The organism is Pseudomonas fluorescens group sp. (genome assembly GCF_020093335.1).
Classification (GTDB): Bacteria; Pseudomonadota; Gammaproteobacteria; order Pseudomonadales; family Pseudomonadaceae; genus Aquipseudomonas; species Aquipseudomonas petroselini.
The window spans coordinates 34,138-50,232 of record NZ_JAIOKW010000002.1 but is presented as its reverse complement, the minus strand read 5'-3'; the positions used below and the strand labels follow the sequence as shown (position 1 = coordinate 50,232).

Below are 16,095 nucleotides of genomic sequence, written 5' to 3'. Positions count from 1 at the left end.
GCTGCGATAGCGGTGTGTCAGGCGCTGAAGATGCTGGCAGTGTCGCCGCCTTCGCAGCCTCGCTGGGGGTCGACAGCTCCCTCACTCAATGTTGGTCGCGCACTTCCAGGCTCATACGATTGGCGTATGACCCCCCGCATGTCGCTCGTTCACGCCTTTATCCCGTTGACGGTAGGCGGCACCTCAATGAGCATCGCCGCCTTCCTCAGGACTTGAACCGGCCCACCAGCCCATTCAACTCATCCGACAGGTCCGACAGCCGCCCGGAGTCGTCCTGCGCCGAGTTGGCCAGGCTTTCCACCAGCCGCGCTTCGTCGTAGATCTGTTGGATGTGCCGGTTGATCTCTTCGGCCACGCTGTGCTGTTCCTCGGCGGCAGCGGAGATCTGCAGGTTCTGGTCGCGGATTTCGTTTACCGACGTCTGGATGCCTTCAAAGCTGTCCCGCGCGCTTTCGATGGACGAGACGCTGGCGCGCGAGAGGTCCAGGCAACTGCCCATTTTTTGCGTGACTTCCTGGGTCTTGTTTTCCAGGGTGCCGAGCAGTTGCTCGATCTCGCCCGTGGAGTCGGAAGTGCGTTTGGCCAGCGCGCGCACTTCGTCAGCGACCACGGCGAAGCCACGGCCCTGGTCACCGGCACGGGCAGCCTCGATGGCGGCGTTGAGCGCCAGCAGGTTGGTCTGTTCGGCGATCGCGCGAATGGTGCCGAGGATTTGGTTGATGCTGCGGCTGCCGGCTTCCAGCTCGACCATGGCCTGGGACGATTCGGTGAGGCGGCGACCCAGACGGTTGACGTTATCGGTGGTGGCTTCGATCTGCTGTTTACCCTCGGCCACGCGCCGGTGCCCGTTTTCGGCGGATTCCGCGGCACCGCTGCATGAGCGCGCGACTTCATTGGCGGTAGCCACCATCTCGTTGAACGCCGTCGACACCAATTCGACCGCCTCGCGTTGCCGGCCAGCGGCCTCGTTCATGTTGTGCGCCACCTCGCTGTTGACCTTGGAGGCGTTCTGCAGGTTGGCCGAGGCCGCGCCGATATGCTGGATCAGTTGGCGGATCGCCGCGAGAAACTTGTTGAACCAGCCGGCCAGTTCGGCGGTTTCATCTTTGCCCTGTACCTGCAGTTCGTGGCGCAAGTCGCCTTCACCTTGGGCGATGGACTGCAGGCCGGTGCTGACCTGGCCGATGGGTTTGACGATGACCTTGGAGAACGCCGCCGCGATCAGCCCGAAGATCAGCACGAGCACGCCGACGATGGTCGCGGTGAGGTAGGTCATGCGGGTGGCTTCGGCCATGACTTCACGGTGTTCGATCAGCCCGATATAGCGCCAGCCGAGGCCGGGCGAGGTCCACACGTTGGCCATGTAGCGCACGCCGTCGATCACCACTTCCGTGGAGCCCTGCGGGGTGTCGGCCAAATGCGCATAAGGCGCGCCCAGGTCCTTGAGCGGCTTGAAGCTGTGGGCGGCGTCACGCGGGTCTACCAGCACCACGCCGTCTTCGATCAGCATCACATAGCCGCTTTCTCCCAGCTTGATGCTTTTGACCAGTTCGGTGAGGTTCTTCAGCGACACGCTGACCACGAATACGCCCTTGGGCTTGCCGTTGTCCAACAGCGCCCGCGCGGTGCCCACCAGTGCCACGTCGTCTTTGTCGTAGTAGTAAGCGGGGGTGCGCACGGTCTTGCCGGGGCTGGCCATCGCGGCCTTGTACCAAGGGCGTGTGCGTGGGTCGTACTTGGCCAGTTGCGGGTCATCCGGCCATTTGGCGTAGGTGCCGTCTTCCAGGCCGATGGAGAGGATCGCCGCCGCCGGGTGCGTGGCACCAAAGCGCGCGAAACGGTCGATCACAGCTTGCGCTTCGGCTGGCATCGGCTGGCTGGCCGCGTCGGTGGGCTGGTAGTTTTTCAGCGTGTTCACCGACGTGTATACAGGGTCGGTGGCCATCTGATCGACGTTTTGCAGTGTGCCGTCGAAGAACTGCCGGATGTTGCCATCGATCTGGCGGATTTCACGGGTGCTGCCATCGATGAACTGATCCACGGCCTGGGTGCGCGTGTTCATGACCGAGATCACCGCCACCAGGCTTACCGGGATAAAAGCGACAGAGACGAATGCCAGTACCAGTTTATTTTTTATTTTCATCGAGACGACCATCAGCGGAGAGGGCGGCCAAATCGCCGATTTCAATCAATAAAATACGGCGATTCGCTGTTTCTGCTGTTTCGGCCCGATACCGGTAAATCTTTAGGGTTTTTTGTACACAATACAAAGTGCTTATTGTTCTGTATCCAATCAGTACACATCACGCAGATAACGCTTCTGCTCGCTCAAGTGCCGCCAGTACTCCGCGGCGCCTTCCACGCCAAGCCCGCCGTGGGTTTGCGCCACTTGGCGCAGGGCCTGGTCGACGTCTTTGGCCATATGGCTGGCGTCGCCGCAGATGTACAGCTTTGCGCCGTCCTGCAACCAGCGCCACAGCTCGGCGCCCTGTTCGCGGATGCGGTCCTGCACGTAGACCTTCTGCGCCTGATCGCGGGAGAACGCCAGGCTCAAGTGGGTGAGCAGGCCGTCGCGCTGCATGCCTTGCAGTTCGTCCTGATAGTAGAAGTCGCTGGCCGCGTGCTGTTCACCGAAGAACAGCCAGTTGCGCCCCTGATGGCCCAGCGCTCGGCGTTCCTGCAAGAAGGCGCGGAACGGTGCGACGCCGGTGCCGGGGCCGATCATGATCATCGGCACCTCGCCGTCGCTGGGGGGGCGGAAGTGCTTGGACGGCTGCACGAACAACGGCACTTCTCCGTCGCCGACACGGTCGGCCAGGAAGGTCGAGGACACGCCTTTGCGTTTGCCATAGCGCACGGCGGCCACGGTGAGGTGCACTTGCTGCGGGTACGCCTTGGCACTCGAGGCGATCGAATACAAACGCGGTTGCAGGCGCTTAAGCGTGCCCAGCAGTTCGTCCGCCGAGCACTCGATCGGGTATTCCTGTAGCACGTCCGCCAGTTGCCGGCCCCACAACCAGTCATTCAATTGGGCCTTGTGCTCGGGGTTGAGCAGGTGCTTGAGGCCAGGGTTGGCGCTGCGCTCGGCGATGAAGGTCAAGGTATCGCTGCTGGGCCGGGCGATTTCGAAATGCTGGGTGAGCGCCTGTTGCAGGGGCACATCGCCGAAGGTGTCGATGTTCACGCTGGCACTGGGGCTCAGGCGGGTCAGGTCGAGCAGTTCGCTGACCAGTTCGGGGCAGTTGCGCGGCCGCACGCCCAACGCGTCACCGGCCTCATAAGTCAGCCCGGAGTCGGCCAGGTCCAGGGCGAACTGGCGGGTCTCCTTGTGCGGGCTTTGCGGGTTCAGGTGCCGGTTGAGCAGCAGGCGTGAGCCGTACAGCTTGGTCTTGCCGGCAGGCGTGGCCGGTGCGGCGAGTGCTACGGGCTTTGTCGGGTGAAGGGTCTGTTGGAAGCGCACCAGCCAGGCATCGGCCAGGGCTTCGAATTCGGTGTCGCAATCGACGCGTTCCAACAGGCGGGTTGCGCCCAGTTCCAACAGGCGCTGATCGAGCTGTTTGCCATGGTTGCAGAACTGGTCGTAGTTCGGATCGCCCAAGGCCAGCACCGCAAAGCGCAGCGAGTCCAGGCGCGTCTCGGCGGTGCTGAGGCTGTGCCAGAAGCCTTCGCCATTGTCCGGCGGGTCGCCGTCGCCAAAGGTGCTGCTGATCAGCGCCAGGGTGTGGGTGCTCGCCAGTTTGCTCGCGGGGAAGTCTGACATCGCGCTCAGCTCCACCGTGATGCCCGCCTCGCGCAGGCGCTTGGCGAATCGTTCGGCCAGGGCTTCGGCGTTACCGGTTTGCGACGCCCACAGCAGGGTGACGGCCGGGGAGGGCGCTGCGAGGGTTTCCGTATGGCTGAACAAGCCGCCGAGCACGCCGTTCAGCCACAGCCGGGATGCGTCGGCCAGCGGTGCATTCGCGGGCATTGTCGGTACGCCGACAACCTGGCGCGCGGCGTTGGATTGCAGGCCGCTGAGGAAACCGGCGAGGTAGGTGCGCTCACTGTCGCTCAGGGGCGGTGGCGATACGTGACGGATGCCGGCGAGGTCGGCGAAGGCGTCGAGGCGCGACAGGGTGCAATCCTCTGCTACGGGGGAAGGGAGGTCCAGGAACTGGTGGTCGATCAGTTCGACCCGGGCCAGGGCGACGGCGCAGAACTTGAACTCGGGCTGCAAGGAAATCGGGTCCACCGCATCGTTGGTCACTGCATTGATCGCCAGGTGTTCGCCGAACACATCGTTCCAATGAAACGGCGCAAAACAGTTGCCTGGCCGCACACGGTCGGTGACCACGGCGGGCAGCACGGCGTGGCCGCGCTGGGAGCGTACTTCAACCCGGTCCTTGTCCTGGACGCCCAAGCGGGCGGCGTCTTCCGGGTGCAGCTCGACGAAGGGGCCGGGGTTGAGTTTGTTCAACGTGGCGACTTTGCCGGTCTTGGTCAGGGTGTGCCATTGGTGCTGCACGCGGCCGGTGTTGAGCACGAAGGGGAAGGTGTCATCGGGCATCTCGGCGGGCGGCATATGGGGGCGGGCGAGGAACTGCGCCTTGCCGTTATCCGTGGCGAACGCGAGGGTGCCGTTGGTGCGGTAGCGGATCGGGTTGCGGTGCGCGGCCTCAGTGGATGCGCAGGGCCATTGCAGCGGCTGTTCACGCAGGCGCGGGTAACTCGCGCCACGGATGTCGTAGCCGGTCTTGGGGTTCCAGGCGCGTTTGATTTCTTCAAATACGTCGGCGGCGGAGGCATAGGTGAACGCCTCGGCAAAGCCCATCTCACACGCAACCCTGGCGATGATCTGCCAGTCGGGCAGGGTCTCGCCGGGGGCGTCGACGGCTTTCTGCATCAGGGTCAGGTTGCGCTCGGAGTTGATCATCACGCCCTCGGCCTCGGCCCACAGCGCGCCGGGCAGCAGGATGTCGGCGTAGCGGTTGGTCTCGGTGTCGAGGAACGCGTCCTGGGTGATCACCAGCTCGGCGGCCTGCAGGCCATTGATCACGGTTTGGCGGTTGGGCACGCTGGCAACGGGGTTGGTGCAGATGATCCAGCAGGCCTTGATCTGCCCGGCGGCCATCTGTTCGAACATCGCCACGGTGCCGCTACCGGCCTGTCGCGGCAGGCTGTCGTGGGGGATCTGCCACAGGTCCTCGATAAACACGCGGTCGGCCTCGACCAGTACCGAGCGTTGCCCCGGCAGGCCGGGGCCCATGTAGCCCATTTCGCGCCCGCCCATGGCGTTGGGTTGACCGGTGAGGGAAAACGGCCCGCTGCCCGGACGGCAAATGGCGCCGGTGGCCAGGTGCAGGTTGCACAGGGCGTTGGTATTCCAGGTGCCGTGGGTGCTCTGGTTAAGGCCCATGGTCCAGCAGCTCATCCACTCGGCGGCCTGGCCGATCCAGTCGGCGGCTTGGCGGATATCGGCTTCGGCAAGGCCGGTGATCGCAGCCACCCGTTCTGGCGAGTAGTCCTCCAGGAACGCGGGCATGGCCTCCCAGCCCTCGGTAAACGCGGCAATAAAGGCCGGGTCGGTATGGCCGTTTTTGACCAGCAGGTGCAACAGGCCGTTGAGCAGGGCCAGGTCGGTGCCGGGTTTGATGGGCAGGAACAGGTTGGCCTTGTCCGCCGTAGCGCTGCGCCGAGGGTCGACCACGATCAACTTCGCCCCGGCCTTGACCCGGTCCATCATGCGCAGGAACAGGATCGGGTGACAGTCGGCCATGTTCGCGCCGACCACGAAGAACAGGTCGGCGCGGTCGAAGTCTTCATAGGAGCCTGGCGGGCCGTCGGAGCCGAGGGACAGTTTGTAGCCGCTGCCGGCGCTGGCCATGCACAAGCGTGAGTTGGACTCGATGTTGGCGGTGCGCACGAAGCCTTTGGCCAATTTGTTGATCAGGTATTGGGACTCCAGCGACATCTGGCCCGACACGTAGAACGCCAACGCATCCGGCCCGTGGGTGTCGAGGATCTGGCGCAGGCGGCCTGCGGTTTCACGGATGGCCTTGTCCATGGCGATGCGCACGGGATCATGCTCGCGCGCCTGGCGCACATAGGCGTTCTCCATGCGCCCGGACTCGGCGATGGCTTGCCCGCAGGTGGTGCCCTTGGTGCACAGGCGGCCGAAGTTGGTGGGGTGGGCCTTATCGCCGATCACCTTGACCACCTTATTCTGCTCGACCTGCATGACGATGCCGCAGCCCACGCCACAATAAGGACACACACTGCGCACGTTTTGGTTTGCCATCCGTAACCCCGTAAACAAAAAAGGCGCCTTGTAACCCTCCGTTGAAAAAACGGGGATTACACGGCGCCTTTGTCGTGAGAGGGCAATCAGCGTTGATTGCCTGGTTGAAGTGTTCCTAGCAAGTCACGCGCCAGGTTTTTTATCGGCCTGAAACACCCATTCTGAGGAGGACCGAGATCATTGTGGCGAGGGAGCTTGCTCCCGCTGGAGTGCGCAGCGCTCCCAGGATGTTGGGGCCGCTACGCAGCCCAGCGGGAGCAAGCTCCCTCGCCACAGGAAGCGGGCGGGTGCACTTTTATGACGCGGGGCGCACCAGTTGGAGGCGCTGAAAGCGCGCGTAAAAAACCGCTGATTACGTTGTGATGCCGTGAACGCAGGCCTTGTCTTCGGTTGGCACAGACCCTGCAAGCTCCCTCTCAACCCACCTCGGTCAACGACGATCGACACCATGGGCAATAGCGGTGTATCCGGCGCAGTCGCCCGATCCGAACCCGCATAAGAACAGGCAAAGACGCCTGGAACCGCAAGGTTTCAGGCGTTTTTTTTTGCTTTTTTAAACCGTGATGAGCTTTGTCGGGTGATTTATATGAACAGTCTCAAAACCCTGATCGTCGTCGGCAATGGCATGGTCGGCCACCACTGTGTGGCGCAACTGATCGAACGCGGCGTGCTGGATCACTACCGCTTGCATGTGTTCAGCGAGGAGCCGATGCGCGCCTATGACCGGGTGCATCTGTCCGAGTATTTCACCGGCCGCGATGCTGAGTCGCTGGCACTCTCAGACGCCTCGCTGTACCAGACGCCGGGGGTGACGTTGCACCTGGGCGTGCCGGTATTGGAGATCGACCGCGCCCGCTGCGAGGTGATCACCGCCGACGGTTGCGTGGCCTATGACAAGCTGGTGCTGGCGACCGGTTCCTATCCGTTCGTGCCGCCCATTGAGGGCGCCGAAGGCGATTCGCGCCTGGTGTACCGCACCCTTGAAGACCTGGATGCCATCCGTAAGGCCGCCGCCAATGCGCGGCGCGGTGTGGTGGTGGGCGGTGGCCTGCTGGGCCTGGAAGCCGCCAACGCGCTGAAGAGCCTGGGCCTTGAAGCGCACGTGGTGGAGTTCGCGCCGCGCTTGATGCCGGTGCAACTGGACGATTTTGGCGGCCTGGCGCTCAAGGCGCAGATCGAGCGGTTGGGCGTGGGGGTGCATTTGTCGCGTGCGACTCAGTCGATCAGCGCCGGTGAGCAGTACCGCTATCGCATGAATTTTGCCAATGACGAGTTCCTCGAAACCGACCTGATCGTGTTTTCCGCCGGCATCCGCGCCCAGGACGCACTGGCTCGCCAGGCCGGCCTGGAGATCGGCCCGCGTGGCGGCGTGGTGATCAACGACGAGTACCTGAGCTGCGACCCGAACATCTACGCGATTGGCGAATGCGCCTCCTGGAACGGCAGCCTGTTCGGCCTGGTCGCGCCGGGCTACCAGATGGCCCGTGGGGTTGCTGCGCTGCTCTGCGAGCAAACCGCCGAGCCGTTTGTGGGCGCGGACATGTCGACCAAACTCAAGTTGCTCGGCGTGGACGTGGGCTCCATCGGCGACGCCCACGCCCATACGCCCGGCGCGCGCAGTTATCAATTTATCGACGAGGCCAGCGCCAGCTACCGCCGGCTGGTGGTGGATGCCTCGGGCAAGCACGTGATCGGTGCTGTTTTGGTGGGCGATAACAGCTATTACGACACCTTGCTGCAATACATGCAGAACAGCATCGTGCTGCCGTCCGAGCCGGCCAGCCTGATCCTGCCATCCTCCAGCGGTGCGCCGACCCTCGGCCCCGGTGCGTTGCCGGAGTCGGCCACGGTGTGCTCCTGCCACAACGTGACCAAAGGCTCGATCTGCTCGGCCATCGACAGCGGCTGCAGCGACCTCGGCCTGCTCAAATCCCAGACCAAGGCCTGCACCGGTTGCGGCGGCTGCGCGGGGTTGCTCAAGCAAGTGTTCGAGCATGAGCTGATCGCCCGGGGTGTCAGCGTCGACAAAAGCCTGTGCGAACACTTCGCCCACACCCGGCAGGAGCTGTATGCCCTGGTGCGCGTGGAAGGCATCATCACCTTCGAAGAACTGCTGGCCAAACACGGCCGTGGCCACACCGGTTGCGACGTGTGCAAGCCGGCGGTGGGTTCGATCCTGGCGTCGTGCTGGAACCAACCGATCATGGACGCCTCCCTGGTGCCGTTGCAGGACACCAACGATACGTTCATGGCCAACATGCAGAAGAACGGCACCTACTCGGTGGTGCCTCGCATTCCGGGCGGCGAGATCACCGCGGACAAACTTATCGTGATCGGCGAGGTGGCGAAGAAATACGACCTCTACACCAAGATCACCGGCGGCCAGCGCATCGACCTGTTTGGCGCGCAACTGCACGAGCTGCCGGATATCTGGGCCGAATTGATCGCGGCCGGTTTCGAGACCGGGCATGCGTATGGCAAATCCACGCGCACGGTGAAGTCCTGCGTGGGCAGTACCTGGTGCCGCTACGGCGTGCAAGACAGCGTGAAAATGGCGCTGCTGATCGAGGACCGCTACAAGGGCCTGCGCTCGCCGCACAAGCTCAAGTTCGCGGTGTCCGGCTGCACCCGCGAGTGCGCCGAAGCCCAGAGCAAAGACGTGGGCGTGATCGCCACCGAGAAGGGCTGGAACCTCTACATCGCCGGCAACGGCGGCATGCGCCCACGTCATGCGGAGCTGTTCGCCACCGACCTGGATGACGCCACGCTGATCCGCTACATCGACCGTTTCCTGATGTTCTACATTCGCACCGCCGACAAGTTGCAGCGCACCTCCGTATGGCGCGAAAGCCTGGAAGGCGGCCTGGATTTCCTCAAGGATGTGATCCTGGACGACAGCCTGGGCCTGGGTGCCGAGCTGGAAGCGCAGATGCAACAGGTGGTCGACCGCTATGAATGCGAGTGGGCCAACGCCCTCAAGGACCCGGAAAAACTCAAGCGTTTCCGCACCTTCGTCAACGACAAACGCCCCGACCCGGACATTCACTTCGTCCAGGAACGCGGCCAGCGCCGGCCGATCATGGCCGCTGAACTCAACCTGATTCCCGTCATCGAGGAGATTGCCTGATGAGCCAGCCTAATACTCAACGCACCCTGGCTACTTGGAAAGGTGTGTGCAGCGAGGCCGACCTGGTGAGCAATTCCGGGGTGGTGGTGTGGCTGGACGGCGCCCAAGTCGCGCTGTTCTACCTGCCCGGTGCGCAGGACCAGACGCTGTACGCCATCGACAACCACGACCCGCAATCCGGCGCGAATGTGATCGGTCGTGGCTTGGTCGGCAGCATCAAGGGCGACCTGGTGGTGGCCGCACCGATCTACAAGCAGCATTACCGTTTGCACGACGGCCAATGCCTGGAGGCACCGGAGCAGCGCCTGCGGGTGTGGCCGGTGCGGTTGAATGCTGGCGTAGTGGAAGTCAGCGTGGGCTGACACCCAGGTCAAAATGTGGGAGGGGGCTTGCCCCCGATAGCGGCCTGCCGGTCAACAGATTCATTGGCTGATCCACCGCCATCGGGGGCAAGCCCCCTCCCACATTTGACCTGCGTTGCATCCGATAGAGCTTACTGCTGCACCTAGTCGCTGATCAGGCGGCCAGCGCCGTCGCGTCATGAGTCAGTGTGGGCTGATACACCGAGGTCAAAATGTGGGAGGGGGCTTGCCCCCGATAGCGGCCTGCCGGTCAACAGATTCATTGGCTGATCCACCGCCATCGAGAGCACGCTCCCTCCCACATTTGAACTGTGTTGCATCCGATAGATGCTTACTGCTCTTTGCTGCAATCACGCGGGGTGATGCCTTTCTCCTTGGCGTACTGCGCGGCAGAGGCTTCGATGATCGGCCGCAACAGTGCGCGGTCGGCCTGTACCCAGTCGCTGATCAGGTTCCAGCGCTGGCCATCCCATTGCTGGAAGCGCACGGCGCCGCCGCCTTCGTGGTCGGCGCAGGAGAGTCTCAGCGGTTGCACCAGGCCTTTGGCGCCGAGTGCCTGAAGCCGTGCATCGTCGAGGTTCAGGTGTTCGAACCCCCAGCGCACCTGTTCGCCGGTGAGCGGTTGGTGGCCGTATTTTTCCTGGGCCAGGCGTAGCGCTTCGACGTTGAGAATGCCGTTGACCACGCCCAGGTTGTAATACACGGTGCCAAAGCGCTTGGGGTCGGCCAGGTTGCCTTTGCCGGCGTCCACCACGCTTTGCTTGATGCCTTGCAAGACCGGAAAGTCGGTGCCGGAAGGGTGCGTGGTGATCGAGATAAAGCCCTTGGCGGCGGCACCGGCGGGCACCACGTCTTCCTCCGAGTTGCTCCAGATATTGCCGATGATGTGATCGGCCGGGTAGCCGACTTTTTGCGCGGATTTCAGCGCCACCGGGTTCATCACGCCCCAGCCACGCAGGATCACCCAGTCGGGTTTGAGGCGGCGGATATTCAGCCACTGCGATTGCTGTTCGTTACCGGGGTGCGGCACTTCGAGCAGGGTCAATTCGAAGCCGGCATTTTTTGCCAGGGTGTCCAGTACGCCATTGGTTTCCTTGCCGTACGGCGAGCCGTGGTACAGCACCGCAATTTTCTTGCCCTTGAGCTTGTCCGCGCCCCCTTCGCGTTGGCCGATGTAGTTGATGATCGCCGAAACTTCTGAGTACGGATTGAGCTGCAGCGGAAATACATAGGGGAACACGCTGCCGTCGGTGGAGTCGGTACGGCCGTGGTTGATGGTGATCAGCGGCAATTTGTCGGCGGTGGAACGTTCCAGGGTGGCGTAGGCGATGCCCACAGACAGCGGGTTGGTCGCGGCGGCCGGGGCACCGTTGAGTCCGCCCTTGAGGCGTTCGTAGCATTCGACGCCTTTCTCCACCACGTACTCGGTCTCGCATTCACTCCAGGTCAGCTTGACGCCGTTAACCCCGCCCTTGGCGTTGATGTATTGCAGGTAGTCGATAAACCCGCCGAAGAAACCGGTGCCGCCGGCGGCATACGGGCCGACCCGGTAGCTCTGCAACGGAAAGTATTGTTCGTTGGCAGCCTGGGCGCCGGCCGAGAACGTGCCGGTGATCAGGGCCAGGCCCAAGGCCAGGCGGCGCAGCGATAAGCGGTGTGTCATGGAGGTCATTCCTGGGAGGTTATTGAGTTCAGTAACGCAGCGGCCACACCCTGGCCCGTTGACGAAAGCGCTGCCACAGGCGGGCCAGCCCCTCCGGTTCCTTGATCAAAAAAGCGATGATCAGCGCGCCGAAGAGCATCTTCTGGATGTTCTCCAATTGGCCCGCGTCCATCAGCCCGGCGGGCAGCAGGGCGAAGAGGTTGCCCAGCAGGATTGGGAACAACACGATGAACGCCGCCCCCAGGAAGTTGCCGAGCACGCTGCCCAGGCCGCCGATAATGATGATGAACAAGACCTGGAAGGAGCGGCTCAGGTCGAAGCCGTGAGGCTCGACGGTGCCCAGGTAAGCGAAGGCCCACAGTGAGCCCGCGACGCCCAAGTAAAAGCCGCTGATCGCAAACGCCAGCAGCTTGGTTTTCAACAGGCGAATACCGATGACGGCGGCGGCGGTGTCCATGTCGCGTACCGCCATCCAGTTGCGGCCAAGCTCGCTGCGGACCAAGTTTTTGCCCAGCCAGAACAGCGCCGCCACTAGGGTCAACGTCAGTACATAGCGGCCTCGGGGTGAGCTGAAATCCAGCCCGGCAACCAGCAGCGGTGGCGAGGTGATCACCCCGGAAGCGTTGTCGTTGGTGAACCAGCTGAAGCGGGTGAGCACCCACTCCACCACGAACTGCGCGGCCAGGGTCGCCACCAGCAAGTAAAACCCCTTGATACGCAGGCTCGGCAGCCCGAAGAGCACCGCCACCAGCGCCGCGATCACACCCCCCAGGGCAAAGCTGACCAGCAGCGGCAAACCGGGCACGCGCAGGTGCAGGTTGTAGGCGGCGAACGCGCCCACGGCCATGAACGCTGCCGAGCCCAATGAGAGTTGCCCGGCGTAGCCCGTCAGCAGGTTGAGCCCAAGCCCCGCCAGCGACAGCACCAGCAGCGGCACCAGAATGGCGCTGAACCAGTAGTCATTGCCCAGCCACGGCAGCGCAAAAAACGCAAAGCCCAGCAGCAGCCACAGCCCGATGCGGTCCTGGCGCAGACGAAAGGTACGGCGCTCGGCCGCGTAGGAGGTGCTGATTTGACCGACTTCTTGATACAGCATGCAGGCATTTCCTCAAGGACAATCAGACCCGTTCGATGGCGCGCTCGCCGAATAAGCCGGCAGGCCGCACCAGCAGGAACAGCAAGGCAAGGACGTACGGCACCCAGTTTTCAATGCCGCTGCCGATGATCGGGCCGAGGTAGATCTCGGCGATTTTCTCGCTTGCGCCGATGATCAAACCGCCGACAATCGCGCCGCCGATGGAAGAGAAACCGCCGATGATCAACACCGGCAACGCTTTGAGCACCACCAGCGACAGCGAGAACTGCACCCCCAGGCGCGCGCCCCAGAGCAACCCGGCCACCAGGCCGACAAACCCCGCCACCGCCCACACCAGCGCCCAGATACGCGGCAGCCGGATACCCACCGCCATGGACGCCAGCGGGTCATCCGCCACCGCACGCAACGACAGACCCACCCGCGTCTTGTTGAACAGCAGCGACAGGGCGATCACCAGCACGGCGGCGGTGCCGGCGGCAAACAGGTCGAATTGCGAGAGCAGCATGCCGCGGATTTCCAGCGGCTCGTCGGCGATGCCCAGGTCCAGCCCATGCACCTGTGCGCCCCAGAGGAACTGGGCGAACCCTTCGATCAGGTAAGACAGCCCAAGGGTGGCCATAAACAGGATGATCGGCGGGCGATTGACCAAGGGGCGCAGCACCACTTTTTCGATCAGCAGCGCCAGCACCACCATGCTTGCCAGGGTGAGCAGGAACGCCCAGGCGAAGGGGAAGCCGCGTTCCAGCAGGCTGACAAATGTCAGCGCGGCGAACAGCACCATGGCGCCCTGGGCAAAGTTGAACACGCCCGAGGCTTTGTAGATCAGCACAAAACCAATCGCCACCAGGGAATACATCACGCCCGCCAGCAGCCCGCCGATCAGCACTTCGAAGAAAAATTCCATGCTCAAGTCCCCAGGTAAGCGGCGATGACATCGGGGTTGGCGCGCACCTGCTCCGGGGTGCCGTCGCCAATCTTGCGACCGTAGTCGAGGACCACCACGTGGTCGCACAGGCCCATGACCACGCCGATATCGTGTTCGATCAACACCACGGTGGTGCCGAACTCGCGGTTGATGTCGCGGATGAACTGACTCATCTGCGCTTTCTCCTGCGCGTTCATGCCCGCCATGGGTTCATCCAGCAGTAGCAGGGTGGGCTCGGACGCCAGGGCGCGGGCCAGTTCGACACGCTTTTGCAGGCCATAGGGCAGGGTGCCTACCAGCACATGGCGCCAGGGATGGATCTGCAGAAAGGCAATCACCTTTTCCGCGTGCAGGCGGTGCGTGTCGTCCTCGCTGGGCGCGCGGCCCAGGCGCAGCATCTGTTCGATCCAACTGCTGCGGCGCTTGAGGTTGCGCCCGGTGAGGACGTTGTCGAGCACACTCATGCCCTTGAACAGCGCGATGTTCTGGAAGGTCCGCGCAATCCCGCCTTCGGCCGCCTGGTGTGCGCGCATACGCCGTCGCGTCTGGCCCGCGTAGTGGACAGTGCCGCTCTGGGGGTGGTAGACCCCGTTGATCACATTGAGCAGTGAGCTTTTACCCGCGCCGTTGGGGCCGATCAGCCCGCAGATGTCGCCGGCTTTGACGTCGAAACTGATGGAGGTGATGGCCTTGATACCCTTGAACGACAGGGAGATGTCATCGAGCCGCAGTAATACCGATTGAGTGGGTGAGTGCATGGCGGGCTCGTCAGACAGGCTGAGACAGCAAGTGGTCGATGGGTTCGTGGCGGGGGGAGGGCTCTTGCCAGTGGCCGGGTCGAATCCCCAAGGCGGAGAAGAACGCCGCCGTTTCCGGGCTCAGCGGCGGTCCGACCAGCAGCGGCACACGCAGGCGGCTCATGCCCAGCACATCCCGCAAGGGACGCCGCACCAACCAGTGGCCCAGCCAGTGGCGAGCGGGGGATGAGCTCGGCTGCATGGCCCAGCGGTACACGTGGTGGCTGAGGGTGCCCGGCATGGGCAGGCGCTCTTGCACCCACTGTTCCAGGCGGGCGTAGGATTCGCGGGTGCCGAGTACTAACGTGGGGCCGAGCTCTCGGCGGTCGGTGTCACGCGTGGCCAGAGCCTCGGGAAAGTTGAGGCAAAACCCGGTGTGCAGCCAGGGAGCGAGCAGGTAACGCGCTTGCCCGCTGGCGGCGAATACCCGTGCGGCCAATGCCTCCTCTTCGGCGCTCAGTTGTTCCCGCTGGACCAGCGTGCGAGCGCCCGCCAGCAACTGCGTGTGAGTCAAGCGCAGCGGGGTGTCGGCATGAAAGACGAACGCAGTATCGCCGGGTTGCGTGGCGCAGACGGGGGCGGGCGTTTCCGCGCTTAAGTCGGTATAGGCGATCAACTCGGCGCTTTGCTGCTGACTCAGCCCACGTCCGTCGAGGTACATCACTACTGCGTCTTCACGCAGGTGTTGCAGCGCTTGCAGGTCTTGCGCCAGCACGAAGCGCGGCCGCAGCCCGGCGAGCAGCGCACGGTTGTCGCGGTCCGGGTCCAGCAGCGTGACGCTGCCCCCCAGCCATTGCGCCGCCAGCGCCAACAGCAGCGCTTCGGGACGCGCTTGGCTGATGATCAACAGATCATCGTGCTGACGGAAATTGCGCGCCTGCAGGGCCGCGGCGAGCCGGTTGACCTCGTGCGCCAGTTCGCTCCAGCTGCGCGTGTGCCAGATGCCCAGATGCTTGTAGCGCAAGGCAATCGCCGAGCCTCGGGTGTGGGCTTGAAGCAACAGCGCCTGGGGCAGTGTTTGAGGCATGGGGGCATCCTTCGGGTTGATGCGAAGGCTTTTGCACGCGTCATGCCATAGCGTTAAATGCTTTTATTTCAATGGGATACGCGTGTTTCGTGAGGAGTTGGGTTGTGTTGATTCCGCACAAGCTGTCCAAGCACTGTTGTTGCGCCAACAGCGGTGTCAGTGGATGTCTTCGGTGGCGGGCCCCCGCCCGTCACGTCGGAATGAGCCCCGCGTCCCGATAGCTCTGCACCAGTTCGTCGTACAAACGCAGATCGGCGCGCGTGCGGGCAATCAACTGTGCACCGGCAATGGCGGTGTAGATGGCGCGGGCGCGGCGCTCGCAGCTTTCGGCATCGCCGGGTTGGATCTCAGTGAGCAGGGCCGCCAGCCAAGCCACGTTGATATCGGCAAACGCCAGGATCTCTTTCTTGACGGCCTCGGGCAGGTCCTGGTATTCGGCCGCCATAAAGCTGGACAGGCATAGCCGATTACCGTCCTCGAGGGATTGGCGAAAGATGCTGGGGTAGATTTGCATACACTCCAGCGGATCCGGGTTTTCCAGGCGTATGGCCTCGAGAGCACTGGCGGTGTTTTCCCAATACCGCTTGGCGACGGCCGCGCCGAGCTCGGCTTTGCTCGGGAAGTGGTAATAGATACTGGCGTTCTTGATCCCTACCGTTTCGCCGATGCTGCGAAAGTTGATGCCGCTGTAGCCGTAATGCTGAGCCGCGGCTTTGGCGGCTTCCAGGATGGCTTCACGCGCGTTTTCACTCACGTAGGGATTCCTCGGTCGTGGGGTGGGATGGGCGGATTCTACGCCCATAAGGTTTTACCTGCCAACT

10 protein-coding genes and 1 pseudogene are annotated in these 16,095 nt (G+C 63.3%); 2 read left to right on the top strand and 9 right to left on the bottom strand.

The window, feature by feature from the left end; translation table 11 throughout:
- Positions 1–205: 205 nt before the first annotated feature.
- The 3 genes and pseudogenes from K7431_RS31060 to K7431_RS03165 form a co-directional block, all read right to left on the bottom strand.
- A complete protein-coding gene (locus K7431_RS31060) occupies positions 206–973 on the bottom strand; it encodes a methyl-accepting chemotaxis protein (protein ID WP_370636048.1) in 768 nt (255 codons plus the stop codon).
- A gap of 87 nt (positions 974–1,060) precedes the next feature.
- Positions 1,061–2,062: pseudogene (locus tag K7431_RS31055) on the bottom strand (cache domain-containing protein); the annotation flags it as partial.
- A 231-nt stretch (positions 2,063–2,293) separates the two neighbouring features.
- The gene (locus tag K7431_RS03165) at positions 2,294–6,277 is read right to left on the bottom strand and encodes a bifunctional nitrate reductase/sulfite reductase flavoprotein subunit alpha (protein ID WP_043205437.1); all 3,984 of its coding nucleotides are present in this window, start codon (positions 6,275–6,277) and stop codon (positions 2,294–2,296) included.
- Between the two features lie 586 nt (positions 6,278–6,863).
- Between K7431_RS03165 and nirB the strand changes: the two genes are divergently transcribed.
- Both nirB and nirD read left to right on the top strand, forming a co-directional pair.
- Positions 6,864–9,404, top strand: coding sequence for a nitrite reductase large subunit NirB (gene nirB / locus K7431_RS03160; RefSeq protein ID WP_043205436.1), 2,541 nt, complete (start codon positions 6,864–6,866; stop codon positions 9,402–9,404).
- Entirely contained in the window at positions 9,404–9,766 is a 363-nt protein-coding gene (gene nirD, locus K7431_RS03155; RefSeq protein ID WP_012724580.1) for a nitrite reductase small subunit NirD, read from the top strand. Before nirB ends, nirD begins: the two co-directional genes overlap by 1 nt.
- A gap of 331 nt (positions 9,767–10,097) precedes the next feature.
- Here the strand turns inward: nirD and K7431_RS03150 are convergent, their stop codons facing one another.
- The 6 genes from K7431_RS03150 to K7431_RS03125 all read right to left on the bottom strand — a co-directional run bounded on the left by K7431_RS03150 (position 10,098) and on the right by K7431_RS03125 (position 16,028).
- Positions 10,098–11,429: an ABC transporter substrate-binding protein gene (locus K7431_RS03150; RefSeq protein WP_012724579.1), complete on the bottom strand. Its 1,332-nt coding sequence runs from the start codon at positions 11,427–11,429 to the stop codon at positions 10,098–10,100.
- Positions 11,430–11,457: 28 nt separating this feature from the next.
- Complete coding sequence (locus tag K7431_RS03145) at positions 11,458–12,525, bottom strand: branched-chain amino acid ABC transporter permease (protein WP_012724578.1); 1,068 nt, start codon at positions 12,523–12,525, stop codon at positions 11,458–11,460.
- A 22-nt stretch (positions 12,526–12,547) separates the two neighbouring features.
- On the bottom strand, positions 12,548–13,429 hold the full coding sequence (locus tag K7431_RS03140; protein WP_012724577.1) for a branched-chain amino acid ABC transporter permease: 882 nt from the start codon (positions 13,427–13,429) through the stop codon (positions 12,548–12,550).
- Positions 13,430–13,431: 2 nt separating this feature from the next.
- Positions 13,432–14,208 carry an ABC transporter ATP-binding protein gene (locus K7431_RS03135; RefSeq protein WP_012724576.1) on the bottom strand — a complete coding sequence of 259 codons (777 nt, stop codon included), beginning with the start codon at positions 14,206–14,208 and terminating at the stop codon, positions 13,432–13,434.
- A gap of 10 nt (positions 14,209–14,218) precedes the next feature.
- The gene (locus K7431_RS03130) at positions 14,219–15,274 is read right to left on the bottom strand and encodes an AMP-binding protein (RefSeq protein WP_012724575.1); all 1,056 of its coding nucleotides are present in this window, start codon (positions 15,272–15,274) and stop codon (positions 14,219–14,221) included.
- A 190-nt stretch (positions 15,275–15,464) separates the two neighbouring features.
- On the bottom strand, positions 15,465–16,028 hold the full coding sequence (locus tag K7431_RS03125; RefSeq protein WP_012724574.1) for a TetR/AcrR family transcriptional regulator: 564 nt from the start codon (positions 16,026–16,028) through the stop codon (positions 15,465–15,467).
- Between the last annotated feature and the right edge of the window lie 67 nt (positions 16,029–16,095).